Annotated in this window: 18 protein-coding genes and 1 pseudogene; 10 read left to right on the top strand and 9 right to left on the bottom strand. The window is 63.8% G+C overall.

Annotated elements, in window-relative coordinates; translation table 11 throughout:
* The first annotated feature begins 350 nt into the window (after positions 1–350).
* From cheB to C481_RS15875, 5 genes are all read left to right on the top strand, one after another.
* The gene (gene cheB / locus C481_RS15895) at positions 351–1406 is read left to right on the top strand and encodes a chemotaxis-specific protein-glutamate methyltransferase CheB (RefSeq protein WP_006110305.1); all 1056 of its coding nucleotides are present in this window, start codon (positions 351–353) and stop codon (positions 1404–1406) included.
* Positions 1394–3478, top strand: a complete 2085-nt coding sequence (gene cheA, locus C481_RS15890) for a chemotaxis protein CheA (RefSeq protein ID WP_006110304.1) — start codon at positions 1394–1396, stop codon at positions 3476–3478. Before cheB ends, cheA begins: the two co-directional genes overlap by 13 nt.
* A gap of 69 nt (positions 3479–3547) precedes the next feature.
* Positions 3548–4075: a chemotaxis protein CheD gene (locus C481_RS15885; protein ID WP_006110303.1), complete on the top strand. Its 528-nt coding sequence runs from the start codon at positions 3548–3550 to the stop codon at positions 4073–4075.
* Between the two features lie 67 nt (positions 4076–4142).
* The gene (locus tag C481_RS15880; protein WP_006110302.1) at positions 4143–4853 is read left to right on the top strand and encodes an RAD55 family ATPase; all 711 of its coding nucleotides are present in this window, start codon (positions 4143–4145) and stop codon (positions 4851–4853) included.
* A gap of 5 nt (positions 4854–4858) precedes the next feature.
* On the top strand, positions 4859–5569 hold the full coding sequence (locus C481_RS15875) for a hypothetical protein (protein ID WP_006110301.1): 711 nt from the start codon (positions 4859–4861) through the stop codon (positions 5567–5569).
* A gap of 445 nt (positions 5570–6014) precedes the next feature.
* Here the strand turns inward: C481_RS15875 and C481_RS15870 are convergent, their stop codons facing one another.
* From C481_RS15870 to C481_RS15860, 3 genes are all read right to left on the bottom strand, one after another.
* Positions 6015–7082: an anthranilate phosphoribosyltransferase gene (locus C481_RS15870; protein ID WP_006110300.1), complete on the bottom strand. Its 1068-nt coding sequence runs from the start codon at positions 7080–7082 to the stop codon at positions 6015–6017.
* Positions 7083–7257: 175 nt separating this feature from the next.
* The gene (locus tag C481_RS15865; RefSeq protein ID WP_006110299.1) at positions 7258–7941 is read right to left on the bottom strand and encodes a hypothetical protein; all 684 of its coding nucleotides are present in this window, start codon (positions 7939–7941) and stop codon (positions 7258–7260) included.
* Positions 7942–8062: 121 nt separating this feature from the next.
* Positions 8063–9400, bottom strand: a complete 1338-nt coding sequence (locus C481_RS15860; RefSeq protein ID WP_006110298.1) for an outer membrane protein assembly factor BamB family protein — start codon at positions 9398–9400, stop codon at positions 8063–8065.
* 312 nt (positions 9401–9712) lie between these two features.
* Between C481_RS15860 and C481_RS15855 the strand changes: the two are divergent.
* Positions 9713–11513 (top strand): annotated as a pseudogene (locus C481_RS15855) (outer membrane protein assembly factor BamB family protein).
* 296 nt (positions 11514–11809) lie between these two features.
* Here the strand turns inward: C481_RS15855 and C481_RS15850 are convergent.
* Positions 11810–12028, bottom strand: coding sequence for a hypothetical protein (locus tag C481_RS15850; RefSeq protein ID WP_006110295.1), 219 nt, complete (start codon positions 12026–12028; stop codon positions 11810–11812).
* A gap of 730 nt (positions 12029–12758) precedes the next feature.
* Complete coding sequence (locus C481_RS15845) at positions 12759–13748, bottom strand: linear amide C-N hydrolase (protein WP_049904701.1); 990 nt, start codon at positions 13746–13748, stop codon at positions 12759–12761.
* 258 nt (positions 13749–14006) lie between these two features.
* Between C481_RS15845 and ahbB the strand changes: the two genes are divergently transcribed.
* Positions 14007–15146, top strand: a complete 1140-nt coding sequence (ahbB, locus tag C481_RS15840; RefSeq protein ID WP_006110292.1) for a siroheme decarboxylase subunit beta — start codon at positions 14007–14009, stop codon at positions 15144–15146.
* A 123-nt stretch (positions 15147–15269) separates the two neighbouring features.
* On the opposite strand, the gene C481_RS15835 is transcribed toward ahbB, so the two are convergent.
* Positions 15270–18344, bottom strand: a complete 3075-nt coding sequence (locus C481_RS15835) for an FAD-binding and (Fe-S)-binding domain-containing protein (protein ID WP_006110290.1) — start codon at positions 18342–18344, stop codon at positions 15270–15272.
* Positions 18345–18906: 562 nt separating this feature from the next.
* On the opposite strand from C481_RS15835, the gene C481_RS15830 reads away from it, so the two are divergent.
* Positions 18907–19854 (top strand): polysaccharide deacetylase family protein, encoded by a 948-nt coding sequence (locus C481_RS15830; RefSeq protein WP_006110289.1) that lies wholly within the window; start codon positions 18907–18909, stop codon positions 19852–19854.
* A gap of 14 nt (positions 19855–19868) precedes the next feature.
* On the top strand, positions 19869–20960 hold the full coding sequence (locus tag C481_RS15825; RefSeq protein ID WP_006110288.1) for a GNAT family N-acetyltransferase: 1092 nt from the start codon (positions 19869–19871) through the stop codon (positions 20958–20960).
* A 49-nt stretch (positions 20961–21009) separates the two neighbouring features.
* Here C481_RS15825 and C481_RS15820 read toward each other — a convergent pair whose 3' ends face one another.
* The 3 genes from C481_RS15820 to C481_RS15805 all read right to left on the bottom strand — a co-directional run bounded on the left by C481_RS15820 (position 21010) and on the right by C481_RS15805 (position 25584).
* The gene (locus C481_RS15820; RefSeq protein ID WP_006110286.1) at positions 21010–23043 is read right to left on the bottom strand and encodes a lipopolysaccharide biosynthesis protein; all 2034 of its coding nucleotides are present in this window, start codon (positions 23041–23043) and stop codon (positions 21010–21012) included.
* A gap of 836 nt (positions 23044–23879) precedes the next feature.
* The gene (locus C481_RS15810) at positions 23880–24701 is read right to left on the bottom strand and encodes an enoyl-CoA hydratase/isomerase family protein (protein WP_006110284.1); all 822 of its coding nucleotides are present in this window, start codon (positions 24699–24701) and stop codon (positions 23880–23882) included.
* Positions 24694–25584: a 3-hydroxyacyl-CoA dehydrogenase family protein gene (locus C481_RS15805; RefSeq protein WP_006110283.1), complete on the bottom strand. Its 891-nt coding sequence runs from the start codon at positions 25582–25584 to the stop codon at positions 24694–24696. The genes C481_RS15810 and C481_RS15805 overlap by 8 nt, the downstream gene beginning before the upstream one ends.
* A gap of 134 nt (positions 25585–25718) precedes the next feature.
* Here C481_RS15805 and C481_RS15800 point away from each other — a divergent pair, with 134 nt between their 5' ends.
* Complete coding sequence (locus C481_RS15800; protein WP_006110282.1) at positions 25719–26861, top strand: thiolase family protein; 1143 nt, start codon at positions 25719–25721, stop codon at positions 26859–26861.
* Positions 26862–26875: the final 14 nt, after the last annotated feature.

Genomic DNA, 26875 nt, shown 5'->3' with positions numbered 1-26875 from the left:
GTGGTGTCACGCTCACAACGGGTCACAGCGGCCGAACGCTTTATGCGGAGGTCATCACAAACCAGTGCCATGGCAGTGAACGGATCGAGCGTCGACACCGTCGAGACGGCGGTTGCGGCGGCCGCGGCGGCTGGTTTTCCCGTCCGTCGGACGGCCAGTGCTGGCGTGTCGGGCGATGGGGTCGGATGGACCGAGCACCGGGAGAGGCACCTCGGCGGTCCGACTCGGGAACCGGAGAGACGGGACGGCGTGGCGCGGACGGCGACCCGATCGGGACGGGATCGCGGCGGAACACACCGCTGCGCGCAAGAACCACTCCCTGCCCGTCACGGAGACGGGAGACGCAGCTAATGGTTCGAGCAGTTATCGCGGACGATTCGGCGGTGATGCGCGAGACGCTCGGAAAGATCCTCGAAGACGGCGGCATCGACGTGGTCGCCCGGGCCAAAGACGGGAACGAGGCGGTCGAGTTCATCGAGCGTCACGATCCCGACGTGGCGACGATCGACATCCAGATGCCGGGATTGACGGGTCACGAGGTCATCGAACGGGTGATGGCCGAGCATCCGATTCCGATGCTTGTCATCAGTTCCCAGACGACGCGCAACGCGGATGCGACGTTCGACGCGCTGGAGGCCGGTGCGGTCGATTTCCTGGCGAAGCCGTCAGGGGACGGCTCGGTCAATATCTGGTCCCGGCAGGAGACGATCGTCGATCGGGTCCGGGCGGTCGCGCGGGCGGACGTGGCGGGGATGGAGACGGAACGGTCCAGCCGCGAGCGGTCCGACCCCCAGCCCATCGCCGTCAACGCCGAGTTTCCCTGCGATCCGACGCTCGTCATCGGTGCGTCGACCGGCGGCCCGCGGGTCGTCGAACGAGTGCTGTCCGAGCTGCCACCGCGGGCAGGGTTGCGGGTACTGGTGGTCCAACACATGGCAGATCATTACACAGAGCGGTTCGCAAAACGGCTCAACGACAGAACGGCGTACGACTTTCGAGAGGCGCGAGACGGCGATACGGTCGGCCCCGGTGAGGGCGTCCTGGCGAAGGGGGGCTCACACCTTCGGGTGACCGACGCAACCGGTGGGGAACTGACCGTCTCCCACGGCGACGGCCCCAAACGACATAACGTCAGGCCGGCGATCGACGTAACGATGGAAACCGCAGCCGAAACGGTCACCGGCAATCTCGCCGGTGTCGTTCTCACCGGGATGGGTGCCGACGGCGCAGCCGGACTCGGGACGATCACGGACGCCGGCGGGAAGGCGATCGTCCAGGACGAGGACACGTCCCGCGTCTACGGCATGCCGAAGGTCGCCGCCGAACAGGTCGATGTCGATATGGTCCTTCCGAAGGACCGGATCGCCGAAGGAATCACGAACGCCTTTCGGGGGTGGTCCGCGTGAGCGACGCGACCAGCACCTTCGTTCAGGAGAGCCAGGAAGACATCCAGAAGTTAAACAACGCCCTGCTCGATCTGGAGGACGACCCCGAGAGTTCGGACGCCATCGAGACCGTGTTCCGGGTCGCCCACAACCTCAAGGGCAACTTCGGCGTGATGGGCTATACGACGGCGAGCAACCTCGCCCACGCGATCGAGGACTTGCTCGACTGCATCCGCGACGGCGAACTCGCGGTCACGGCCGAGCGCATGGACCTCATCTTCAGCGGCGTCGACCACCTGGCTCGGATGGTCGAGGAAATCTCTGACACGGGCGAGACGAACACCGATCCGGCGGAGACGATCGAGGCGATTCGAGCGTCGATCGACGAGGAGGCGGCCGCTGAAGCCGGCGACGAGACCGAGGCGACTGATGGATCGGCGGCAAACGCAGACGCCGTCGACAGCGACCGCGACGTCCCGCTCGCCGACCTCGCCGGCGACGTCGACCTCGCCGAACTCGAGGCCGAGACGAGCGTCTACCGGGCCGCACTCGAGGTCGCCGACACCGGCTCGCCCCAGGTCGACGCGATGTTCGTCATCGACTCGGCGAGCGACGAGTTCGAGCTGCTCCGGACGGTCCCCTCGAACGCGGCGATCGAGGACGGCGAGTTCGACGCCGCCTTCGACGCCTACGTCGCGACGACCGATTCGGACGCGGACCGCGACAGTGTCGCGTCGTTCTTCGAGGACGACCGGTACGTCGAGGGCGTCTCCGTCGCCGAAGTGACTGACGAAATCGTCGCCGACGAGCGAGACGACGGCAACAGCGACGGCGACGACGGGGTCGAGGATGATGCGACCGACGAGATCACCGATGCCGACGCCGACGCCGACGAGTCGACCGACGGCGATTCGGACTCGACGAGCGAATCGAGCGTCACCCACAGCAGCAAGGAAGTCGAATCCATTCGGGTCGACGTCGAACAGGTCGATCAGCTCTACAACCAGGTCGAGGAGATGGTCACGAGTCGGATCAAGCTCCGCAAGATCATCGAAGGCAGCGACCTCGTCGAGGCCGAAGACGAACTCGAGGAGCACGGCAAGATCACGGCGAGCCTGCAGGATACCGTCCTCGAAATTCGGCTGGTGCCGCTGAAGAAGATCGTCGGCAACTTCCCGCGGGTCGTTCGCGACCTCGCGCGCGAGCAGAACAAGGAGATCGACTTCCGGATGGAGGGCGTCGATATCGAGATGGACCGCTCGATCCTGAACGAACTGAGCGATCCGCTGATGCACCTCATCCGGAACGCCGTCGACCACGGGATCGAATCGCCCGAGGAACGCGAACGCAAGGGCAAGCCCCGCGAGGGGACGATCACGCTCTCGGGCGAACGCGAACGCGATCGCGTCTCCGTGACGGTCGAAGACGACGGCGGCGGCCTCGACGTGGAGAAAATCCGCTCCAAGGCGGTCGAACAGGGCATCATGAGCGAGGACGAGGTCGCGCTCCTCGACGACTCCGAGGTCTACGACCTCATCTTCCACCCCGGCTTCTCGACGACCGACGAGGTCACGGAAGTCAGCGGCCGCGGCGTCGGGATGGACGTGGTCAACCAGGTCGTCCGCGGCGTCGACGGCTCGATCAACGTCGAGAGCGAACCCGACGAGGGAACGTCCATCACGCTCATGCTGCCGGTCAGCGTCGCCATCGTCCGCGTCCTGTTCGTGACGGCCGGCGACGAGACCTACGGTATCCCGATCAAGAACATCGACGAAATCTCCGAGTTCGAGGACGTGACGCTCGAGTCGGTCGAGGGCCGACGGACCGTCACTCACGACAACAAGGTCTATCCGCTGCTCTCGCTCGGCGATCGCCTCGACGTTCCGGACACCGAACCCGACGGGGACGACATGGTCGTCCGCATCAAGGAGGGCGTCAGACAGGTTTGCGTCCGCTGCTCGGACGTTATCGGCCAGGAGGAGGTCGTCATCAAGCCCTTCGAGGGCGTCCTGAGCGGCGCACCCGGGATCAGCGGGGCATCCGTCCTCGGCGAGGGCGAAGTCGTGATGATCCTCGACGTAGACACGCTGTGACCGTCCCTGCACCCGAAGTTGCATCGTCCAAGCACCACCTTACCACTACCGCCACAGAGGACACAGGGAATGCCTGACAACCCGCGGATCGATCGACCGTCGGGGCCGCGCGAGTCGGACGAAACCGGTGTCATCCCCGTCGGACTCGCCGAGTTCGCACTCGCGACCGACGGCGCGACGCTGAAGACGAGCGGGCTCGGCTCCTGTATCGGCGTCGCGATCCACGACGAAACCGCCGGCGTGAGCGGGCTCTTGCACTTCATGCTCCCGGCCGCCGCCGACGCGAACGGGACCCACCCCGATGCGAAGTTCGCCGACACGGGCATCGAATCGATGCTCGATGCGTTCCGCACCCACGGGGGCCACCCGGCGCGCTCGTGGGCCAAAGTCGCCGGCGGCGCAACGATGCTCGAGTTCGATCAGGTACCACCCATCGGCGAACGCAACGTCGCGGCCGTCAGGCGTGAACTCGAAGCCGCGAACGTTCGCATTCGCGAGACGGATTTCGGCGGCTACCACGGCCGCTCGCTCGCGTTCGATCCCTCGACGGGAACGCTGACGGTGACGAGCGGCGACGGCGTCGTCCGACGACTGTGACGAACCGCACCGCGGGACTGGTCGGCCGCCAGAATTTATTTACCGGACACGTTCCTGATTCCCGACAATGCGAATTTCATCGGGTGTACTGGGATTCGACGAACTGGTCAACGGCGGCATCTTGAAGGACCGCCTGTACGTCATCAGCGGTCCGCCCGGCAGCGGCAAGACGACGTTCTGCTCGCAGTTCGTGACGAAAGGAGCGATCGACGGCGAAACCACGCTGTTTCTGACGCTTCACGAATCCCAAACCGAACTCGTCGACGACATGGCGAACTACGAGTTCGGCTTCGACAAGGCGGTCAGTTCCGGCCACGTGAAAGTGCTCAACGTCTTCGACAAGGAAGCGCAACGACTCTTCTCTTCGTCGTCTCGAGGATCGGGCGAGTTCCCTTCAAACGTCGAGAACCTCTCGAACCAGCTCGTCGCGTTCGTCGAATCGCGCGACGTCGATCGGCTGGTGATCGACTCGACGATGTTGCTCGAGTACTACTTCTCGGACGACCTCAACGCGCTGATCAAGTTCCTGACGAAGTTAAAGCGCGCCGACGCGACGGTCGTCCTCATCTCGGAGATGACCGATCCCTCCTCGTACTCGGACGGCCACTACCTGGCCCACGGCGTCGTCTTCATGCACAACTATCTCGAAGCCGGCGGGATGACTCGCGGCGTCCAGATCATCAAAATGCGCGGCACCCGGATCGATTGTGACATTCGACAGGCCGAGTTCACAAACCGCGGCCTACGGGTCGATCCGAACACGAAAATCCAGACTTGACCCCGATGTACGACGACACATTCGGCACCGACTGGGAGTCGATCGACGGCCGCGAGGAGGTCGTCGAACGCGCGTACGCACTCGGCGTCGCGACGCGGCTGGGCGAAACGTATCCGGACGAACGCGACCGTCTGACCGAACAGGTGGGGACGACCTACGACCAGAGCTTCGTCGACCTCGCCTACCAGAAGGGCCGCGACGAGGCGGCCGGCCGGGCGAGCGAACCGCCGGGCGCGGTCTGGGAAGAACTCGTCGAGGGCCAGACGATCATCGAGGCCGAGGAGACGGACGATCCCGAGGACACGCTGCCGGATGCGATCCGCGGTGTCGATATCGATACGCCCCCGGCGGACAGCACCGAGACGCTTCGTAAACCGGCGTTTCTCGAACGCCAGCGGGCGAACCAGTCCAACTCTCACGACGGAAAGCCGAGTCTGTTCGGCGACGGCCGATCGATCTTCGGTCGTTCGATGGCCAAAATCCGACGGTCACAGGAGAACGGCGGCGAGCAGGACGACGGCGAATCCGGAACCGAAGGCGAGGCGAGTGAGCGGGACGGAAACGGAGGGGGAGACGACCGGCAGTCAGCACAGTCACCACCGAACGCCACGGACACCGAGAGCAAGACGCGCGGCAGTAACAGCGGTCGCAACGACCGACCGCAGTCGTCGAGGACGACGAACGATTCCGACGACGGTTCCGATCGAACGAACTGATGAGCGAACCGGCCAACCGGCCAACCGGATTTGACGATCGAACATCGCAATGGGTATACGGAAAACCCACTTTCTGATCGACGAGTACCAGTTTCACAACTATGTTTTCAATCGGATAGGTAGCGCGAGCGCAGTAGATACCGAACTGCGTCCGCGATACCTCGCCCGGGTTTTGCTACCGGATAGCGCGTCGAAACACCGGCTAAGCGGCAGTGAACCCCTGGTTTCTTGAACGTACTCCAACACAGGCGGCCGGTTTGAAACTGCCCGAGTGAGTCAACTCGCCCCGATAATTCCACGACTGAACCCCGATCACTGGACGATAGCAGCCCTTAACGCGCGAGGACGAGTAATCGACCGATAGTGGCACAACCGGCCACAGTTGTATCGGATCTACAACATCTCACCGAATACGTAACTACTGTGATGTGTGGCCGCGGCTGTCCTAAAACGCTCGCAGCTCCTCGAGCACCGCTTCGGCGCTGCCGTCGTCGATGACCTCGCGAGCGCGGTCGAGTCCCGCATCGAGGCTGTCAACGTCCCGACGAGCGTACATCCGGACCGCACCGTTGAGCGCGATCGCGTCGGCGAACTCGTCGTTGCGGTCGCCAGCGAGGACTGCTTCGGTAATCGCAGCCGAGTCTCCTGCAACGTCGTCGACGGCGAGGTCATCGGCTTCCATCGCCATGCCGTACTCGGCGGTCTCGATTTCGTCGTCCGCTAACTCCTCGCCCTCGTCCCATTCGGCCACCTTCGTGTAGCCGGGCCGGATGTCGTCGTAGCCCTCCATCCCCTGGAAGAAGATGGCCCGCGAGTAGCCGAGTTCGGCGCTTTCGGCGATCAGATCGCTCATCTTCTTCGCGAACGCGAGGTGGTAGAACGAGCCGAGGTGGACGTCGGCGTTCGACGGATTCGCGACGGTCTCGATGGTGTTGACGAACGTGCGAACGCCCATCTGGTCGCGCCGACCGTGCAGGTCGTGGATGCCCGGATTGAACTCGGGCTGGTAGTAGAAGCCGAAGCCGGTTTCGTCGACCATGTCGGCGCTCTCGTCGGGCACGAGTTCGGTTCGGACGCCGAGTTCGTCGAGGACGTGTTTGTAGGCGGGTTCCTTCTGCGTCGGGACGCGGTCGCCGGAGTGGACGACGACGGGCGTGCCCGCGGCGGCGGCGACGGCGCCGGCACCGACGCCGAGGATGGCGGAGGTGTGCTTGCCGTCGTAGTTCGCGCCGCAGTCGACCGGGTCGGCGTCCGGTTCGGCGGTAACCACCGACTGTTCGCGCATGACATCGGTGTAGGCCGCCAGTTCCTCGGGGTTGTTTCGCTTCCAGCGGTTTGCGAGCCAGAACGCGCCGAGGGTCGTCTCGTCTGGTTCGCCCGCGAGGATGCGCTGGAACGCCTCGCGCGCCTGTTCGCGGGTCATGTCGTCGGCGGACTTGTGTCCCGATCCGACGACCTCCGTCATCAGCCGTTTGAGCGGCCACTCGCCGAACTCCTGGGTTGCCTGCGCCATGATCCGTTGTTCGGACGGACGGCGCAAAAGCCTCCCGCTTCTGGGCCCGTTTACCGACACGTTCGCCGTTGTACGCGTTACCCGATGAACGCTGTTGCGGTCACCCACCGTCTCCGCTCGCTGCTCTCTTCGGAGCGAAGTAGCGTGAACGCCGTTTACGATGCCGGCCGCTGAATCAGCGACCCTGCCGAGACCAGGCGGAAACGATCAGTGATCCGCCGGTGATGAAGAGGGTAAGCCGCCCCAGTAGGACGCCCTCCGATAACCCCCAGTTGGAGGTGCTCGTGGTCCCGTAATACACGTCTCCATCGTGTGCGATCGGATCGCCCCGTTCGAACTCGGGGATCCGCTGGTCGGTGAGGGTAATCGATCCGGTTTCGATCGCCCTGCGGACGTTCGAAGTCGTCTCGTTACTCGGAACCGCTATGTGATCGAGCGCCTCCATCGTCGTCGCGTTCTCGTGTCCCAACACCGTCACGTTGTCCCGGTACTCCGTCGTCGGGATGTAGAACTCGCCGCCGATGGTAACGAGTTTGTACCGCTTCCACGCGTCGGTGTACGGATTCCACCGATCCAACTCGCTCCCGTACAGGGTTTGAACCGACCCGTTGTATTCGACCGCTCCCTCCGAAGCGATTTGCCGTTCGAGCGCACAGGCCCGCTCGGTTCCACAGCGAAGCGTTTGTTCGGAGAACTCGACGACACGTTCCGCGTCGCTTTCGTTTTCGATCGGTTCGACAGCGTAGGTGATTTCAGTCCCGCTCCCGGTTAGATCGTCCGATGCGAAGTAGACTGGATTCAGCAGCAACCCGATTCCGACGACGAGCACAACGGCGGGTTTGGCGAGCGTGGAGAGCATACAAAACACGTCAAAATAACATGTAATAAAACGGCCGTCTTCGATTCCGAGAACGAAACGAGTTCACTGATTCGTCATGGCCCGGGTTGACCGACGACACGGTCAACCGCCGGTCGAGGTCTCAACCGCGCAGGCACCGCCCGGCCACGCTGGACTCGCACTCGCCGAACGCGTAGAGGGTTCCGTGATTTGCGGTGAGAAAGACGAGGTCGGACGTGACCGCCGGCGTCGCCGCCCGGGCTTTTTCATTTCGTCCCATCTCTATTCGATCGAGTTCCTCTCCCGTATCAGCGTCGATGACGAACAAGTGACCGAACGTCGTCTCGCGTTGGACGTATCCCGGAGCGTAGACGGCGTCCCCGGAGACGACGGGTGTCGCGGCGAGGCTAAACAGCGGTTCGTCCGACGAACTCTTGCCGTAGTCGTCTTGATCACCGCCAAATCGCCAAACGCGTTCGCCCGTCTCGAGGCGCCGCGCTTCGACGCCGAAGTTAGTTTCGAGATAGATGCAGCCGTCGGCGACGCTCAGCCCCGCATCCGCCCACCGAGAACCGATCGGCACCTGCCAGCGAAGCGAACGATCGTGTCGATCCATCGCGGCGAGGGTAAACTCGTTCTCGTCTTCGTTTTGATTTTCGTCTTCATTTCGGAGGGCAAAGACCAACAGGTCGTCGACGACCGTGGGCGTCCCACTAATAGGTCCCTCCCAGCGCCACTGTTCTTCTCCCGTGGCCAGATCGAGACCGATGAGACCCTGTCGAACGGACGGGACGTAGACGACCTCCTCGCTCGCGGACAGTTGCCACATTCCTCCCCACTCGGGGAGGGTCGTTCGCCAGCGCTCCGCTCCCGTTTCGGGATCGACACCGTAGACGATCGGGTTCTGCTCGTCGATCCCCGAACCGTACGTGCCGCACACGACAATGTCATCGGTCACGACGGGTGTGACTACGTCGGGGGTTTGTTGGTTCTCATAGAGGTTCTCGACGGTCCACCGGTGCTCGCCGTCGGTGGTAAGCATCGCCAGCCCCGGTTTGGTCTGGACGAACAGCCGGTCCCCGTCGACGACCATCGAGTCCGAGTGATAGAAGTAATAGGACTCGTTGGTTCGGAAGAGTTCGGTCGTCCACTCGGAATCGCCGGTCGCCGCGTCGAACGCCTCGACCCACGCGCCCCCGGGTTCGTCGGACATCGCTTCCTGCGAGTAGGCGTGGTAGAGGGTGCCGTCTTCGACGACCGGCGAGGAGTTCACCACGCCGCTGTCGGGGCGCTCTCGGTTCCAGGCCGTGTAGAGGTCCGTCGTCGGACCGTTGGTGGTCGACCGCCCGGTGTGAGCGTTCCCGAGGGTTCGACGCGACCACGAACCCTCGGCGGCAGGGTCGGCGGTCGAAAAACAGCCTGCGAGGGCGCTGCAGCCGATAGTACACGTTGCGAGAAACGACCGGCGTGTAGAGGGCATCGCTTCCGCCTAGTCAGTCGAGACCTGTATAATTTTCTACCTGTAGGTGGGTTGGATCTACCAGTAGTTGGTGACGCGGCCCCTTCATTCAGAACTACGGTTGAAACGTAATCGGACGGTCATTATCGTACCGAAACCCTGCGGAAAGTCCCTCCAGGAGAAAGAACGTTCGAAACACTTGGACAGCTAACAACTCGTGTTAACTACCAGATAGGGGGCTAGGACTAGTATCGTCTGAAACAGTTGCATCGCTACAAAGTAACGTTAACTGCTAGATAGGATTATAACTGGTATTTCTACGGACGTGTTGTTATGTGGGAACGTCGATCCGTACTGGCGACTGGTGCAGCGCTGTCGATCGGGACCGGACTCGCTTCGGTGGAGGCCGGAGCCACCGAGGCTGATACCGACGAACTCCCGGATCCGGATCGCGAGCCGGGGCCGAACGAGGACTGGCCGTCACACCGAGGCGACCCCGGTCACGCCAGATACATCGCGGACGGCCACGAGTTCAGCGGCGGTGAACTCGAGGCCGCGTGGTCCNCCGAACGAGGACTGGCCGTCACACCGAGGCGACCCCGGTCACGCCAGATACATCGCGGACGGCCACGAGTTCAGCGGCGGTGAACTCGAGGCCGCGTGGTCCCTCGAGGGTGCGGGCGCAGGTACCGTCGCCGTCGCCGACGAGACCGTCTACACGCCGACCGACGACGGCGTCGTCGCCCTCGATGCGACGGACGGCACCGTCGTCTGGGAGAACACGGAGGTGGATGCGAGCGATCCGTCGGTCGCCGGTGAGAGCGTCTATCTCAGCGGGACCGAGGTCGTCGCGCTCGACCGGTCCGACGGGAGCGTTCGCTGGGAAACCGAGTTCGATCCCGAGGAGGAAATCGTCTGGCAGACGGTCGCCTACGGCGGCGTGTACGCCGTCGCCGACGGCACGCTGTACGCACTGGAGGCTGACGACGGCTCGGTTCGGTGGAAGAAGGAGTCGATCACCGCTGCGTCGTACGGTAACGAGGAGGACGAGTACGAGTTCGTTGCAGCGACCGCCGCGGCAAACGGCGTGATATACAGTGTCACGGGTGCCGGTCCGATCGCTCTCGAACCCGAGACGGGTACCGAAGTCTGGCAGGAGGGAACCTACATTAGCTCCAGTGACTATACCAATGCCATCTACGCAACGTCGGCAGCAGTCGGTTACGACGTCAGTGGCTCTCCGGAGGTGCCGTTGCACGATGCGCAAACGGGCGAGTCCGTAGACATCGGGTACGGAGAAATAGCATTCGGCGAGGAGATCCACGTCGGCGGTGGCGACAACGGGTACGGCGGTGATTCGATCCGCGGTGACGAATACAGTTGGGGTCTCGACGTTATGTACACCTACGGGCAAGCCGTTATCAGCGGCGAAACCGTGTTCGTGTATTTCACTCGGGACGGGGGCCCCCCAGATCCCGAGTGGCGGGACTACGACGAGGAACTCGTCGCCCTGAACAAGTACGACGGGTCCGAGAAGTGGACGCTCTCGAAGGATGATACGCCGGTTGGGCGGATTCGTGCGATCAGCGGCGAGACGATCTACGTCGACCACGACGGCGAACTCGTGGCGCTTCGCGACGAAAGCAGCGGGGACGACCAGCCTGACGAGGGTGACGAGAACGACGACACGGACGGCGAAAACGACGAAGGAGACGGATCCGATGACAGTGGCGAGAACGACGACACGGACGGAGGAAACGGCGAGCAGAATGGATCCGACGAGAGTGGCGGAAACAACGACACGGACGGAGGAAACGGCGAGGGAGACGGATCCGACGGAGGAAACGATCAACAAGACGGCGATGACGACAGCGACACGGTGGGGGACGACGGCGACGACGGAGCGTCTGCCGACGGCAATGATAGCGATGCCGGAACCGGAAACGGCGGCATGGAGGACACTGGAAACGAGTCGAACGCTGAAAACGAGACGGACACCGGGAACGACACTGACGACACCGTGCCCGGTTTCACGACCGGTGCCGGCCTTCTCGGCGGAGCGTTCGGCCTTGAGTGGCTGCGCCGGAAGGCCGGCGTCGACGACTCGACCAGCGCGAACGACCAATCTGAGTAAGACCTCAGGTTAGGCAAAGGAAAACGAGATCGCTGACCAACGGATCGGAACGCTCGCCTTCCGATTCCGTTTTCTTCGCTTTCCGAATTGTCCGCGGTCTTCTCCTGTAGGACTGTCGCGATTCCGGGCCGAGTTCACCGACGGGCACGAGGGCGGTGATGGATCGATGGTGGGTCGATGGTGATAGTGATAACGGGAGTGGTGATCCCGATGGTGCCCTCGAACACCAACCGGCAACTCGGCTGGCCGCCGCGACCCGAGTTCAGAGTGTGAACTCGGCCTGCGGTGGCTGTGGCTCAGTCGGGGTCCGAGTCGGATCGCGTGCCGACGTTGGGAGCGACGCGACAGCCGCAGGGGCCGGCGACGGCCTCGCCGGGGCCGATCATGGTTCGCTGTGCGATCGGCGTTCCGCAGCGGGGACAGCGCGGTAGCTTACACTGGTCGAGTCGTTCGGGGTGGTCGGTATCGTCCCCGCCATCGCCACCATGGGCGCTGTCGTCGGCGTCGTCGCTCATTCCAACTGACACCTCGTTGCGCTCGTAAGTCGGCAGGAAATGCTTGCTGCTGATCGAATTGGATGATGCATCAGTCGTGCGGGATGTTTATATCCCGTGAGTATGTATGCAATCATGGCTGCAAACCCTCGTGGGTTTGGAAGCCACGTCTCGGATGGTCCCAACATCCGGGACACTTTCGTGTCCGTTTAATGGCTTCCGTTCTAATTGTTGAACGGTAGTGACTTATATCTACCGCTCGGTTGGCACAAAGAGACGTTTCTGGCATGAGGACGCCGTTGCAATTCGATCAGTAGGAGGGAGAATTCGGTGACAGAACTCCTCAGTCACCGTGCGAAGTGACTGGTTAGAATCGGAACATGTATCGCAACCCTCACAGCATGATAATACGATGTCTATGGATACCGAGAGGCAGAGAGATATTCTATTGATGCTCTTTGCCGTGCAGTTCACCCTGCTTGTTCTGATGGTTTCGTGGTTGTGGCCACTTCTTCTCTTCCCGGTGCTTCTCACCCTCCACGTAATGCAATCCGAGTATGGCCGTCGACTAACCGAAGAATGACCCCGGGAAGTTCGTCACCGCTACTGACCGGCACCTACCGTTGCAGAATCCCGAAGTCGATCGGCGACGGCGATCCGAATCAACTAGACAGTATCGGCTTCGGTCATCCGTCACACGCCGAGCATCGAGTTCATCGCCACGATGGTCAGTGAGGCAAAACGGGAGCCACTACTCGGCGGAAACGCCGAGGAACTGGAAGGGATCGCTTGCGGCTAGCTGATCGGACACGTCGCCGGCGAAGACGGCGGACTGATCCGGTCCCAACTGGAGGGTTCTGACCGCGGCGTCGGGCGAGAAGTCGAGTTCATCGAGTTCGACCCAGAAGACGTTCGGCGTGAGCGCCGATTCGAAGTAGTAGATGCCGTCCTTGTGGTCCGCGACCGTTCGCCAGCGCGTCGAGGAGATATGCGGCGCATCCGGCGTGCTAATGCCGTGTGGCACGGAGACGTTGCGGATCACGCTGAACACGCTCGCCGTCGCGGTGCGGCGATCCTCGACCTGTGGAATCGCGTTCGTGTAGAATCGTGCCCGAACGAATCGGTCGGCCGGTCTGTTCGTACCGGGGAGCATGACGGTGCCGCCGATCTGCTCCCAGTACTCGGCGAGCGCCCGCTGCTTGTCGAAGGTCGGCGAGTTGGTCATCGTCTGGTAGTCGCGGTCGTGGTGGACGACGAGTTCGCCGTCGACGTATTCCATGATCGCGCTGTCGCCGGTCGCATCCGAGAGGGACAGATGCAGCGCGGCCAGGCGATCCTCGCCCGGCACTTGGTCGGTCACCACGGCGAACTCGTCCTCGCGGACGTGCTCGACGGCCTCGGCCACGGTAGCGAAGTTGTCGAGCATATACTGTGCCCAGAGCGAGATCGAGAGCGTCGGTGTCTCGTCATCGGGGTCCGGATACTCGGATTCGGGCAGCCAGAGGAGGTTGGCCGCCAGGCCGGATTCGTTCATGCCGTCGGTGGTGGCGACATCGTAGGCGGTTGCGACGACACTCCCGTACTCGGCCGTCCAGAAAAGCGAGTTCGGCCCGGCCTCGCCGGTCCGCTCGATGCCGCGGGGGAGGGCCCAGATGTTGGTTCCGATATCCCGTTTCCAGTCCATCGAGCGGGCCGTGAGAACGCGGCCGTCGGGTCCGAGGTAGACCAGGCGAGTACACATCGCTGTCACCCCGCGACCGCGGCTGCCAGTCGAAACTGATCGGCGTCCGTACGGACGCGCTGTGCGGCGGTTCCGGTCTCGAACACCTGTCCGGTTCGAATCATCATCATCCGCACTGTTCCATGCTCAGAGAGCTGTTAAACGTATTTCATGTGTGCCGGTATCACCGGTCTCGATGACTCTCCGCTCCGGAGACGGATGCCGCGCCATCGAGGCCGACCCGAAAGCGATACGGGTCCCGTTTCCCTAGAGCCGTCAATGACCACTCCGGCGGGGGACTGGCGCGACGCCATCGACGATATCGACGCGGCGCTGATCGACGGCTACCAGAGCGGCTTCCCGGTCGAGGAGCGTCCTTTCCAGCGGGTGAGTGCAGAACTCGGTATCGACGAAACGGCCGCCGTCGACCGCGTCCGCGCGCTCATGGACGCCGGTATCGTCCGCCGCTTCGGTGCCGTGCTCAACCCGCCCGTCATCGGCTCCTCGACGCTCGCCGCGGTGCGGGCACCCGAGGACCGCTTCGACGAAATCGCGGCGACCATCAACGAGTTCCGCCAGGTCAATCACAACTACGCCCGCGACCACGAGTGGAACATCTGGTTCGTCGTCACCGCCGGCTCTCGCGCCCGGCGCGACGCCATCCTGACGGAAATCGAGGAGCGAACGGGCTGTTCGGTGCTCAACCTCCCGATGCTCACGGACTACTACATCGACCTCGAGTTCCCCGTCGTCAACGCCGACCGCTTCGCCCGCGAGTCGCTCGCGACCCGAACGGACACCTCGGCCACCCGCATCAGCGAGGAGGCCACCNCCGACCGCTTCGCCCGCGAGTCGCTCGCGACCCGAACGGACACCTCGGCCACCCGCATCAGCGAGGAGGCCACCGGCTCGCTCTCCGAACTCGAGGCCGACCTGTTGCTCGCCATCCAGGACGGCTTTCCGCTCTCGCCGACGCCGTACCGCGACGTGGCCGAGCGACTCGGCTATCCCACGCAGGACGTTCTCGACGCCATCGAGCGACTCCGGGCGAACGGCTGCATCAAACGCATCGGCTGTATCATCAACCACGTCGTCACCGGCTTCGACGCCAACTGCATGGTCGTCTGGGACGTGCCCGACGATGAACTCGACGCCTGGGGCGAGCGCGCCGGCGGGTTACCCTACGTCACGCTCTGTTATCACCGACCCCGCAGACCGGCACAGGACTGGCCGTACAACCTGTTTACCATGATTCACGGCCGCGATGCCGCAGCCGTCGAGGAGAAGATCGACGAACTCGCGGCGGAGTACCTGCCCGTCGATCACGACCGACTCTATTCGACGGAGACGCTGAAACAGACCGGCGCGCGGTACGACGACATCGTTATCGCCTCCAACGCAGATCCTGACGGCGAGTAACGCGTAATTTCGGCGACCGTGACGTAGTGCTCGCCCACGGAGAACGGCGGCGAAGCACCCGTACATGCCGACCGCGTCGACAACAGCGATCCAGTTCCGCTCGAGTCGGCCCGGATTGGCCTATTACGCGAGCGCCGCTGCAACCAGTTCGATCGGCGTCGGCGGCTTCCCGGTCGCCGTCGGTCGGTTCTCGAGTTGGGTGCGACAGGACGCGCCGGGGGCGACGACGCGCTCGCCGTCGCTGTCGGCGACCTGTTCGTACAGGATCGACGCGATAGCGTCGCTCATCGAGCCGTGTTCGGCCTCGTAGCCGAAACTGCCGGCCATCCCGCAACAGCCGGAGTCCAGCGGGTCGACGGCGTAGCCCGCCCGGCGGAGGACGCCGACGGCGTGGTGGTCCTTCTTCGTCGCCTTCTGGTGGCAGTGGCCGTGATACGTCAGCGACCGGTCGGTCGAACTGCCGCCGAACTCGATCGTCTCGTCCAGGCGGAAGGCATCGAGGTACTCGCAGACGCCGTAGGTCGCCCCGGCGAGTCGCTCCGCGGAGTCGCTCGAGAGCAGATCGAGATAGTCCGACTGGAACATGACCGCGTCGGAAGGCTCGATGACGACGACGTCCCAGCCGTCCGCGACGAGCGGCGAGAGCGCCGCCACGTTCTCGCGGGCGGTCGTTCGGGCCTTCTCGAGGAACCCCTTCGAGAACGCCGGCCGGCCCGTGTCGTCGAGTTCGTCCGGAACCGTCACGTGAACGCCCGCAGCTTCGAGCACGCGAACCGCGGCCTTCCCGGCGGCGGGGTTGCTGTAGTTGGTGTACGTATCGGGGTAGACGACCGCCTTGCGCTCGGCCTCTCGCTCGGCGATGCGAGCGCCGCCGCGATCCGCGAACCACTCCCGGAACGTCACCGCCTCGAACGTCGGGAGCGACCGGTTCGAATCGATGCCGACCGTCGCCTCGAGCAGCGTGCGCGCCCCCGGCAGCGACGCCGCGGCGTTCGACAGCGGCGCGAGCCGCGAGCCCCACTTCGAGAGCGTCGCGACGTTCGCAAAGAGCCGGTCGCGCAGCGACGCGCCGTTACGCCCGTGGTACTCGTGTGTCACTTCCGCCTTGAGCTTCGCCATGTCGACCTCGCTCGGGCAGTCGACGGCGCACCCCTTGCAGCCGATACAGAGGTCCATCACCTCCTCGACGAACTCGTCCGAGGCGGCCTCGCCCCGGTCCATGTCGCCGCTCATCGCCTGGCGAAGCGCGTTCGCCCGCCCGCGGGTCGCCGTGATCTCCTCTCGACTCGCCCGGTAGGTCGGACACATCACCCCGCCGGTCGTCTCCTGCTCGCCGCGACAGCCGCCGCAGCCGTGACAGAGTTCGACCATCCCCTGCATCCCGTTGTCGTTATCCCACTCGAGTTCGGGATCGAAGCCGGCGTCGAACTCGTAGTCGGGGTCGAACCGCAGGTGCTCTCGGAGGTCGGTGGGATCGTCCTCGCGGAAGACGACCTGGCCGGGGTTGAGGATCCAGTCGGGGTCGAACGCGGTCTTCAGATCCCGGAACGTCTCCCACAGTTCCTCGCCGTAGAGCTTGCGGTTCCACTGGGTGCGCGCGCGGCCGTCGCCGTGCTCGCCCGAGACGGAGCCGCCGAGTTCGACCACGAGATCGGTCACGTCGTCCGCGATGCCGTGGAGTTGGTCGAGCCCTACATCGGTCTTCGTGTTGATGAGCGGGCGCACGTGCAACACGCCGGGACCGGCGTGGGCGTAAAACGTTGCGTAGGTGTCGTGCTCCTCGAGGATTTCCTCGAACCGCTCGACGAACGACGGGAGTTGTGCGGGCGGAATCGCGGTGTCCTCGATGAACGAGATGTGCTTTTCGTCCGTCGTTCGCGAGAGGAGGATCGGGAGGCCGGATTTGCGCAGTTTCCAGAGCTTCGTGCGCTCCGCGTCGTCGTAGGCTTCGAGCGCGTCGATCGCGCGGCGCTCGGCGTCGGTCCGTGGTGCATCGGCTGCCGGCTCACCCTCGGCCGTCGCGTCCGGACAGCGATCGGCGAGCAGGCCGGCGACCTGCTCGCGGCCGCGGGCCGCGTCGTCCGCGTAGAACTCGACGAGGAGGACGGCGTTCGTTCCCTCGGGCAGGATCTCGGTGACGGGGCCGAACTCGGCCGTCTCTCGCGCGAGATCGAGCAGTACGTCGTCTAACACCTCGACGGCCGCGGGGCCGTGCTCGAGGATCGGTTCGACCTCCGCCATCGCCTGGTGGAGGTCGGCGTAGCAAAGCAGCGAGACCGCCTTCGTCTCGGGGACCGGCTCGAGCGAGACGGTCGCCTCGGTGACGACCGCAAGCGTGCCTTCGCTGCCGGCGAGCAGGCGCGCGAGGTTGACGGTCCCCGGTTCACCCGTCTCCTCGCCGCCGGGAAGCGTTGCTCCCCTGTACTCGGCGACCAGTCGATCGAGGTTGTACCCCGAGACGTTTCGCTTCAGGTCCGGATACGTCTCGTCGACGAGTTCGGTTCGATCGTCGAGGATCCGCTGTACTTCGGCGTAGATCCGTCCCTCTAGGTCGCCGTCCGGGTCGGCGCGGTCGTCGATTTCGTCCCGCGTAACCGCGCCGAACTCGGTGACGGTGCCGTCGGCGAGGACGGCTTCGACGGACTCGATGTAGGCGTCGGTCTTGCCGTAGGTGAGCGAGTGGGCGCCGGTCGAATTGTTCCCGATCGCACCGCCGATGGCGCTTTTGTCTCCCCAGGCGGGATCGGGGGCGAACTTGAGGTCCTGGGGTGCGAGTGCTTCGTTCAGGGTGCCGAGAATCGTTCCAGGCTGGACGGTCGCCGTTCGGCCGGTAGAGTCGATCTCTCGAATCTCGTTCATGTGTCGCGTGAAATCGAGCACGACGGCGCGATTGACCGTCTGCCCAGCGAGGCTCGTCCCGCCACCGCGGGGCAAGACCGGAATCTCGCGTTCGGCGCAGTACTCGAGGATGCCGGCGACATCGGCGGTCGACTCCGGAAACGCGACGGCGATCGGCGTCAGTTCGTAGGCGCTCGCGTCGGTCGCATAGAGCTGTCGAGAGTACGTATCCGCCCGTATCTCACACGTGACGAGTCGCGTGAGGTCCTCGACCAGCGCCGGCCGATCGACGTCCGAACTCCGGTAGTCGTAAGTCGCGCGCCGGTCGGCGGCCGGGTCGGCACTCGGCTCCAGGGACATGTTTGACCCTTGCCCGGTGGCGGCTTAAATCGTCGTCCTTTGCGAACGGAGACCGTCCGGGCGGTCCGGTCGGCGTCTCCACGAACAGAACGGCGCTATTCGTAGTGATCCAACCGTTTCGAAAGTGAAACATCGGCTCGCGCCGCCTCAGCCGCCGCGTTGAACGGATTTACGACGAACAACGGACACCGATGACAACAGCCATAACTAGTAGCAATAGGTATCTCAACCGGTCGCGCCCGCCGAACGCGGACGGGAACAACGCGTTCGAAACGGTAGTTTCGACTCTCGGCTTCGAGTTCAAACTAACATACGAAACCTGAGTAGTTTGGACGACTTTCGGCCACTCTAGTCGGGTTCAGATGGCCAATATTTGTAGGACAATAACCAACTCAATTTAACGTCTGGGGTACTATAGGCGGCGGTATCAACGTTTCCACCAGAATGAGCCGCCAACGTTACGCGACGAGGACGACCCGACCCCAGTCTCTCTCGTTGTCCTGCCAGACGATGCGAGTTCAGTTCCGAGCAGCGACCACGCCGGGCCCGCTCACGTGATCAGATGGGGACGATCGTTCTCTCTCTCGACGCGGAACTCGGCTGGGGATTCCACGATGAAGCCGTCACGGAGTCGTTTCTGCACGAGACGCGGCAGAATTGGCGTCGCCTCTGTGAACTCTTCGACACGTACGAAATCCCGGCTACGTGGGCAGTGACCGGGCATCTGTTCTTGAACTCGTGTTCTACCGCCCATCGGAACCACCCCGCCGGCGAACGCTGCTGCCAGGAGTCGGTCGAGGGGCTTGCCGCGAACGATATCTGGTGTGGTGCCGAACTCGTCCGCGAGATCGAGACCGCCGCCGTCGACCACGAAATCGCCGGTCACGGATTCACGCACGTTCATTTCGATCACGAACGGATGGACGAGGAGTTCGCGACGCGAGAGATCGAAAACTGCGTTCAGGCCGCGGAACGACGCGGTCACGACCTGACGTCGTTCGTCTTTCCCGTCAACCGAATCCAACACCGGGACACCCTCGAAGCGCGCGGATTCGACTGCTATCGCGGTACGAATCAGTTGCGAGATTCACAGAGCACGTTGGTCCGACAGTTGACGAAAGTCTCGAGCGCCGTGGTCGGCAAACCGACACCCCCGATCGTCAACCCGTACGTCGACGAATACGGTCTGGTCAACGTTCCGGCATCGATCTACCTGTTCAACTTCGATGCGGAGTACAAGAAACCGTTTTCTGCGTTCGGAGAAGATCCCGTAGTCAGACAGGTGAAATTCGGGATCGATCGCGTTGCGGGAACCGACGGCGTGTTGCACCTGTGGCTTCACCCCCACAACCTCCAAACGCCGGCTCACTACCAGCGGCTGCGGTCGATCATCCGGTACATCGACCGCCGTCGGCGGACGGACGACGTGCGCGTCGAAACGATGGCCACGGTCGCCGACAGGGTGCGACACGAGGGTCGCCCTCGACACAAATCCACGACCCTCCCATAACGGAATGGCTGCCGATGACTGATCCGAACCCGTACGAGATTCGACAGTACGAACCGGCCGACAGGGACGCGTTTCTCGACCTGTTCGCCGACGTGCTGGGCGGACGGATGGGCGAGGACTGGTTCGCGTGGAAGTACGAACGGAATCCGTACGTCGACTCCGTCCCGATCATGATCGCACGGCGAGGCGACGAACTCGTCGGTGCACGAGCGTTCTTCCCGCTCCGTCTCGCTGCGGGCGACGACGAATTCAGCGCCTTTCAGCCGTGCGATTCGATGGTCCGTCCCGAGCACCAGCGACAGGGGCTGTTCACGCGGCTGACCGAGCGGGCGATCGACCGGTACGATGACGCGGACGTATTCTTCAATTTCCCGAACCACCGGTCGCTTCCGGGGAACCTCAAACTCGGCTGGCAAGTCGTCAGCGACCGGGAGACGTTCTACCGCCTCCAGAACCCGACCGCGTGGCTGTCGCGACTCGCGCCCGTCGAGTCGGTCGTCCGCTCGCTGGCGAGCGGGTACGTCTCGATTCGGGATCGGCTCGCCGATTCGAGCGACGCGATCGAACTCTCGCGGTACGATCACGTGCCGGCCTCGCTGCTCGCGACGCTGGCGTCGTCCGAGACGATTCCGGAGTTTCACGTCGTCCGCGACGAGACGTTCTACGAGTGGCGGTTCGCGAATCCCCATTGGACGTACCGAACGGTCGTCACAACCCGGAACGAAGCGCCCGCTGCGGCGGTCGTTTACGGCCGCCGGAACCGAACGAACGGCCCGACGACCGTCCGAATCGCCGATGTTCTCCCGCTCGCCGAGGGGACGAGTTCATCTCGGCGGACTGCACTGGCCGCGCTTCTCGACGCGGTGCTTCGAGAAAACCGGGACGCGGACGTTATCGCCGCGCCCGGATCGGTGATCCCTCGGTCGGTGCTGCAAGCACGGGGATTCCACGGCGACCAGCGAGCGCCGCTGAAGTGGGTCACCTCGCCGTCGACACACGTTGCCCGACCGGCCGGTGAGCCGCCGCTGGACTGGACCCGGTCCGGGCGCCGGCTCACGGACGACTCGAACTGGCGACTCGCGTTCTGCGAAGCCGATAGCGGCTGACTGAACGCGGTACTCTCCTGTCCCGTTCGGTCGCGGCGACGCGGACCCGTTACCGGCCTCGCCGGAGTTCATCGATCAACTGCTCGATCGTCCGTCGCTGACTCTCGAGCCGGTCGTTCTGCCGTTCGATCCCCGTTTCGAGCGTCTCCAGTCGCTCGTGCACGTCGGTGTCCGACGCTGAACCGTCCGCCGTCGCTGCGTTCCGTTCTCGTCCCTGTTCCTGCTCTCGTTCTCGTTCCTCCAGTCGCTGTCTCTCCCCAGCAGCCGATGCGTCCGTACGGCTATCAGATAGAGTCTGTGAGTGGATCGTCGTCGTCGCGTCACCGAGCTGGTTCCAGTTCCGGTTCGTCAGCGTCTGCCGTTCCGCGCCACCGCCGCCGTCGCTCTCACCCCCACTGCCACTGAACTCGTCGGTGGCTTGCACAGCCGTTCGTGACTGCCCTCCTGTCTCGGCGGAACTCGTCTCAGCCTCGCGTCGGTCGTCGTCAGCGGAAGTGGTCGTTTCGGGTGCCACACCGTCGTCACCGACGGCCATCCTCGTCTTGCCGCCCGCTTCGCGGTCGGTCTCAGCGACATCGAGTTCAGCGCGGAGGGTCGAACCGATTGCACCGATCGGGTCCGGAGCGGCCTCGAGGACGGCGATGATCTCGTCCATGTCGAGTGCGCCGACGAGGAGCGCGGCCGCGAGGAAGACCGCCGCGCCGACGGGCGGGACGACGGCCAGCGAGAGGAGCGAATCGCCGAGAACTCGTGCCAGCAGGCCGATCGGAATTGCAGCGAGCCCGCCCGCGAAAACGACCTGCGGAATTCGCGCGCCGGTGACCGGGTCGAATCCGATTTCTCTGGCGCTCCAGACGTGAAACACGAACATGAATCCGTAGCTAAGGCTCGTTGCGACGCCCGCACCGTACATTCCGTATCGGGGGATCAACAGCCCGTTGAGTACGATGTTGCCGACTGCCGCTGCGCCGGTCGAGGCGATGAGGACGCGAAGGTCGCCTTTGCCCTGTCCGATCGCGAGGATCGGTCGCGCCAGCGCGAACCCGACGCAGCCGGGGAGCAACAGGAGGATGGGGACGTAGCTCGCGATGTACTCGGCGGGATACACGATCGGTAGCGCGACCGGGGCGAGCGAGCCGATGCCGATCGCGAGCAGTAACGTAAACAACAGCGTGTATCGGGTGACGCGAGCGGCGATCGAGTCGATCCGTTCGCGGTCGTGGTTCGACCAGATGTTCGAGGTCGAGTGCAAGAGCACGTTCTGCAGCGCCAGCGGGACGATCCAGAGGAACTCCGCGATCGTGAGTGAAATCTTGTAGTAGGCGGTTTCCTGCGTCGTTCCGAGCACTCCGAGCATCATGACGTCGAGTTCGTAGAGTGACGTCAAACAGAGGATGAGAACGATACTGAGTGCATTGAAGGTAAACAGTTCACGGCGCGGAAAGTCCTTGGGCGGCAATCGGGTGAGCGCGGTCCGCAGCGATACCGTCCGGTTTATCAGCGCGATCCCGATGATCGATGTCGTGACCGCGCCGACCATGTGACCAATCAGCACGCCCGGGACGCCGTGGCCGAGGGATGCGAGACCGACGCCGACGGTGATAAACAGGATTTTATCGAGGAAGAGCAGCGGCTCGGAGTAGCGCTCGAGTCCGAATCCCATGAGGGTCCGCCGCGTGTACTCGCGAAACTGGGAGGTGAAGACGAGCAGTGAGAGGAGGTAGAAATACGTCCGATACGACGTCCCGAGTTGGGCGGTCACGAACCCGGTCTGAACCGCGAGAGCGAGTCCGAAACACCCGACCGCTGCGAGTAGGATCGCCAGGCGGAGGTAGAACCCGACGACGTGTTCGTCCCAGTGGTCCCTGTCGCGTTCCTCTGCGACGTACTTTCGCACGCCGTCACCGACGCCCGAACTGACGAAGATCATGTAGATCGCAAATATCGACATCAGAAATGCGTAGTCACCGTATCCCTCGCCCAGAAACCGGGTCAAAAGCGGTGAAGAGAGAAAGTCGAGGCTGATCAGGAGAAATTTGATACTGACGATCGAGAGAAATCCGCTCGTGATGCTCCGTTTCATGCGTTCTGGTGCAATCGTCGCGATTCGGTGCCGTCCGACTTGACGGCGACCGCCCCATCCGGCGTACCGAGCCCCAGCGTGCACTCGCCGCACGCGACTTTCGACGGCGACGCCAACGCCGATGCCACTGCGTTGTCGGCGTCCCGAAGGCACGCAGCGGCGATCGAGCGCCCGTCGTCGATGGCGGCGAAAAGAGACCCGTGATCGCGCTGTTCTGTCGGAGAACCCGTCCGCGCGTTCGACTGCCGAAGTGGAGAGAGTGATGACCGACAGAGCAGATTCATCGATCGTTCATCGTGGCTGTTCTGGGATTATTATACAGCGAATAAGCCGCTATGGCGCCGAGCGATTCGAAATATCCCGAGTCTCTGCTCCGCCGAGGAACGGGGATAGTCCCCGGAAGCGCCCCTGTCGCGTCGGTCTGTGCCCGAAGCGGTTTCGGGCGCGGCGAGGCCCTCGGTACCACGAATCGGTCGTGCAGCATCGCCGCGCGAAGCGAGCGGCCGAACGGATCACACCTATACTCGAAGTCGTCCGCAGATATACCATATCGACTCATATATCCGCTCTCTATGATTTCTCGTGGATTCCCGATACTGGAACTCAGTGAAACGACCGCTGTACCACCACTGGCAAGCTCAAGCGGAATTTACACTGTGTTCAATTATGCCCGCTCGTCGGTTTACCGCCGGTTCTGTGGTTTTCGATAGCGTCCTCCCAGAACCACCAGCGCATCAGTTTCCCACTTCCAGTCGCAATCAAATGGATGTGATAAAAAATCACATTCCCGATTGGATTACGGTCCACTCACTTATCGAACTATTTACGTTGATTTACTACTCGCCCGTAAACTCCGGCTCCCGATTCTCGAGGAACGCCCCGATTCCTTCATCCTTGTCTTCGGTCGCAAACAACTGGACGAACAGCTCCGATTCGTACTCGATCCCCTCCTCGAGTCCCATTCGCGAACTCGCCTTCACCGCGTTCTTGGCGAACTCGAGTGCAATCGGACTCTTCGCGGCCATTGAACTCGCGAGTTCGTAGACGCCGTCGTCCAGTTCCTCCTCGTCGTAGAGTTGGTCCACGAGGCCGATTTCCTTCGCCTCCGCGGCGTCGATGAGTTCGCCGGAGAGGATCAGCCGCATCGCCTGGCCCTCGCCGACGAGGCGGGCGAGGCGCTGGGTCCCGCCGCCGCCGGGAATGAGGCCGAGGTTGATCTCGGGCTGGCCGAGCTTCGACCCCGTCGCCGCAATGCGAACGTCGCAGGCCTGTGCGAGTTCACAACCGCCGCCGAGGGCGTGGCCGTTGATCCGCGCGATGACGGGGATCGACGCGTCGTCGACGCTCTCGTAGACCCGCGGGCGCTCGCTGGCTTCGCGCTGCTCGACGAGGCCGCGATCTTTGAACTCGGTGACGTCCGCGCCGGCGACGAACGCGCCGGAGCCCTCGCCGCCAGTGAGGACGAGCACGCGCACCGCGTCGTCCGCTTCCGCGGCGGCGACGGCCTCCTTCAGTTCGGTTCGGACCTGGCCGTTGAGCGCGTTCCGGGCGTCGGGACGTTCGATGGCGATCGTTCCGACCTTCTCGGCGTGCTCGCCGACCGAGACGGAGACCAGTTCGAGTTCGGTATCGAGTGCGGCGAGGTCGTCCTCACGCATCGTCCTCACCCCAGTCGCCGCTCATGCCGGCGCGTTCGCCGTCCTCCCAGACGTAGAAGCCTTCGCCGGATTTCTTGCCGAGGTTGCCCGCGCGGACCTTCCGGCGCAGCGCCTGCGGCGGCTTGAACCGCTCGCCGAGTTCCTCGCGGAGGTGTTCGGCGATGTGCAGGCGCACGTCCAGTCCGACGTGGTCGCCGAGTTCGATCGGGCCCATGGGGTAGCCGTAGCCGAGTTTCATCGCTTCGTCGACGTCGGCGGGGCTAGCGACGCCCTCCTCGACCATCCGGATGGCCTCGAGTCCCGTTACGAGACCGAGGCGCGAGGTCGCGAAGCCGGCGCTGTCGCGGACGACCACGTCCTCCTTGTCGATCTCGCGGACGTAGTCGACGGCGAACGCTTCGGTCCGGTCGTCGGTCTGTTCGGCGATCACGATCTCGACCAGGTCCATCAGGTGCGGCGGGTTGAAAAAGTGCAGGCCGACGACGCGCTCGGGCCGGTCGAGCGCGCTCGCCATCTCGGTCACCGAGAGCGAGGAGGTGTTCGAGGCGATCACCGTCTCCTCGCCGGTTTCGGCTTCCGCCGCCGAGAGCACGTCCTGCTTTAAGTCCAGATCCTCGGGGACGGCTTCGACGACGAGTTCGGCGTCGGCGACGGCCGCGGCGAGGTCGGTCGTGCCCTCGATGCGTCCGAGCGTCGCTTCCATTTCGCCTTCGGTGACCTTGTCCCGGTCGACGCCACCCTGGAGGTTCTTTCGGATGCCCTCGAGTCCGTCGTCGACGAGTTCGGACTCGATGTCTCGAAGGACGACATCGTAGCCCGCCATCGCCGAGACCTGTGCGATTCCGTGGCCCATGCTCCCGGCTCCGAGCACTGTGACTTGCATGGTCAACCCCACACAGGAATCGATCAAAAGCGTTCCTGTTCACACACCGAAGGGGTGCAGACAGCGCCCGGGCGAGAGGATCTCACCGAGAACCGAGCGATTTTATCCCTTCCCCTGAAACCCTGTGACAACCGATGAGCGACACCCAACCAGTAGTCGTACAAGCAGTCAGAACGCCACAGGGTAAACACGGCGGTGTCTTCGCCGACACCGGTAGCGCTGAACTCTCGGTACCGCTGGTCGATACGATGCTCGATCGCACCGGGCTCGCGGGTGACGACGTCGACGACATCCGGTGGGGCTGTGCGAAGCAGGTCGACGAGCAGAGCAACAATCTCGCCCGCGTGATCGCCCTCGCTTCGGACCTGGGCGAAAGCGTGCCGGGAACCACCATCGACCGCCTCTGTGCCTCCTCGGCCGAGGCGATCATGAGCGCGAGCGACGCCATCCGGGCCGGCCAGCGCGAGGTCATCGTCGCCGGCGGCGTCGAGAACATGACCCGCAACGAGCGCCGGAAGGGAATCGGGTCCTACGACGCCATTGCAGCACAGTACGACGCCGCGGATCTCCAGATGGGCCAGACCGCAGAAACCGTCGCTCGCCGATACGACATCAGCCGCGAGGAGCAAGACGCCTACGGCGCTCGCAGCCAGCAACGCGCCTGCGAGGCGAGCGAAGCGGGTCGCTTCGACGACGAAATAGTACCCATCGACACGGGCGAGCAGGTCGTCGAGGAAGACGAGGGTCTCCGTCCCGGCACGACCCGTGAGAAGATTTCGGGGCTGCCGCCCGCCTTCGAGGAAGGCGGCACCGTCACCGCCGCCAACGCCTCCCAGATCTCCGACGGCGCGGCGGCCGTCATGCTCACGAGCCGCGCGTTCGCCGAGGACCACGACCTCGAGATCGCGGCCGAAGTCGGCGACCACGAGGTCGCGGGCGTCGACCCCGAAGTGATGGGCATCGGTCCGGTTCCGGCGGTCCGGGGCATCTGGGAGCGAAACGGCCGCTCTGCCGACGACTACGACCTCGTCGAACTCAACGAGGCCTTCGCCAGCCAGACGCGTTACTGCCAGGAGGAGTTGGGTTTCGACGACGACGTGTTCAACGTCAACGGCGGCGCAATTGCGCTCGGCCATCCCCTCGGCGCGTCGGGTGCGCGGCTGCCGGTGACGCTCATCCACGAACTCGGAAAGCGCGGCGGCGGCCTCGGCCTGACGACGATGTGCGTCGGCTACGGACAGGGGGCTGCGGTCGAGTTCAGCGTTCCTGCGCCCTGACGAAAACGGAGAAT

This window comes from Natrialba asiatica DSM 12278 (assembly GCF_000337555.1).
In the GTDB taxonomy this organism is placed as follows: Archaea; Halobacteriota; Halobacteria; order Halobacteriales; family Natrialbaceae; genus Natrialba; species Natrialba asiatica.
This window is presented reverse-complemented; position numbering and strand designations above follow the sequence as displayed.

What these genes read in the sequence shown, in the direction of transcription:
- C481_RS15865 (WP_006110299.1), bottom strand. Translation starts at nt 7,941, where the DNA reads ATGCTCTCCACGCTCGCCAAACCCGCCGTTGTGCTCGTCGTCGGAATC.
- C481_RS15810 (WP_006110284.1), bottom strand. Translation starts at nt 24,701, where the DNA reads ATGCGTGAGGACGACCTCGCCGCACTCGATACCGAACTCGAACTGGTC.
- C481_RS15860 (WP_006110298.1), bottom strand. Translation starts at nt 9,400, where the DNA reads ATGCCCTCTACACGCCGGTCGTTTCTCGCAACGTGTACTATCGGCTGC.
- C481_RS15805 (WP_006110283.1), bottom strand. Translation starts at nt 25,584, where the DNA reads ATGCAAGTCACAGTGCTCGGAGCCGGGAGCATGGGCCACGGAATCGCA.
- C481_RS15870 (WP_006110300.1), bottom strand. Translation starts at nt 7,082, where the DNA reads ATGGCGCAGGCAACCCAGGAGTTCGGCGAGTGGCCGCTCAAACGGCTG.
- C481_RS15820 (WP_006110286.1), bottom strand. Translation starts at nt 23,043, where the DNA reads ATGAAACGGAGCATCACGAGCGGATTTCTCTCGATCGTCAGTATCAAA.
- C481_RS15835 (WP_006110290.1), bottom strand. Translation starts at nt 18,344, where the DNA reads ATGTCCCTGGAGCCGAGTGCCGACCCGGCCGCCGACCGGCGCGCGACT.
- C481_RS15875 (WP_006110301.1), top strand. Translation starts at nt 4,859, where the DNA reads ATGTACGACGACACATTCGGCACCGACTGGGAGTCGATCGACGGCCGC.
- C481_RS15880 (WP_006110302.1), top strand. Translation starts at nt 4,143, where the DNA reads ATGCGAATTTCATCGGGTGTACTGGGATTCGACGAACTGGTCAACGGC.
- C481_RS15885 (WP_006110303.1), top strand. Translation starts at nt 3,548, where the DNA reads ATGCCTGACAACCCGCGGATCGATCGACCGTCGGGGCCGCGCGAGTCG.
- C481_RS15850 (WP_006110295.1), bottom strand. Translation starts at nt 12,028, where the DNA reads ATGAGCGACGACGCCGACGACAGCGCCCATGGTGGCGATGGCGGGGAC.
- C481_RS15825 (WP_006110288.1), top strand. Translation starts at nt 19,869, where the DNA reads ATGACTGATCCGAACCCGTACGAGATTCGACAGTACGAACCGGCCGAC.
- C481_RS15800 (WP_006110282.1), top strand. Translation starts at nt 25,719, where the DNA reads ATGAGCGACACCCAACCAGTAGTCGTACAAGCAGTCAGAACGCCACAG.
- C481_RS15830 (WP_006110289.1), top strand. Translation starts at nt 18,907, where the DNA reads ATGGGGACGATCGTTCTCTCTCTCGACGCGGAACTCGGCTGGGGATTC.
- C481_RS15845 (WP_049904701.1), bottom strand. Translation starts at nt 13,748, where the DNA reads ATGTGTACTCGCCTGGTCTACCTCGGACCCGACGGCCGCGTTCTCACG.
- cheB (WP_006110305.1), top strand. Translation starts at nt 351, where the DNA reads ATGGTTCGAGCAGTTATCGCGGACGATTCGGCGGTGATGCGCGAGACG.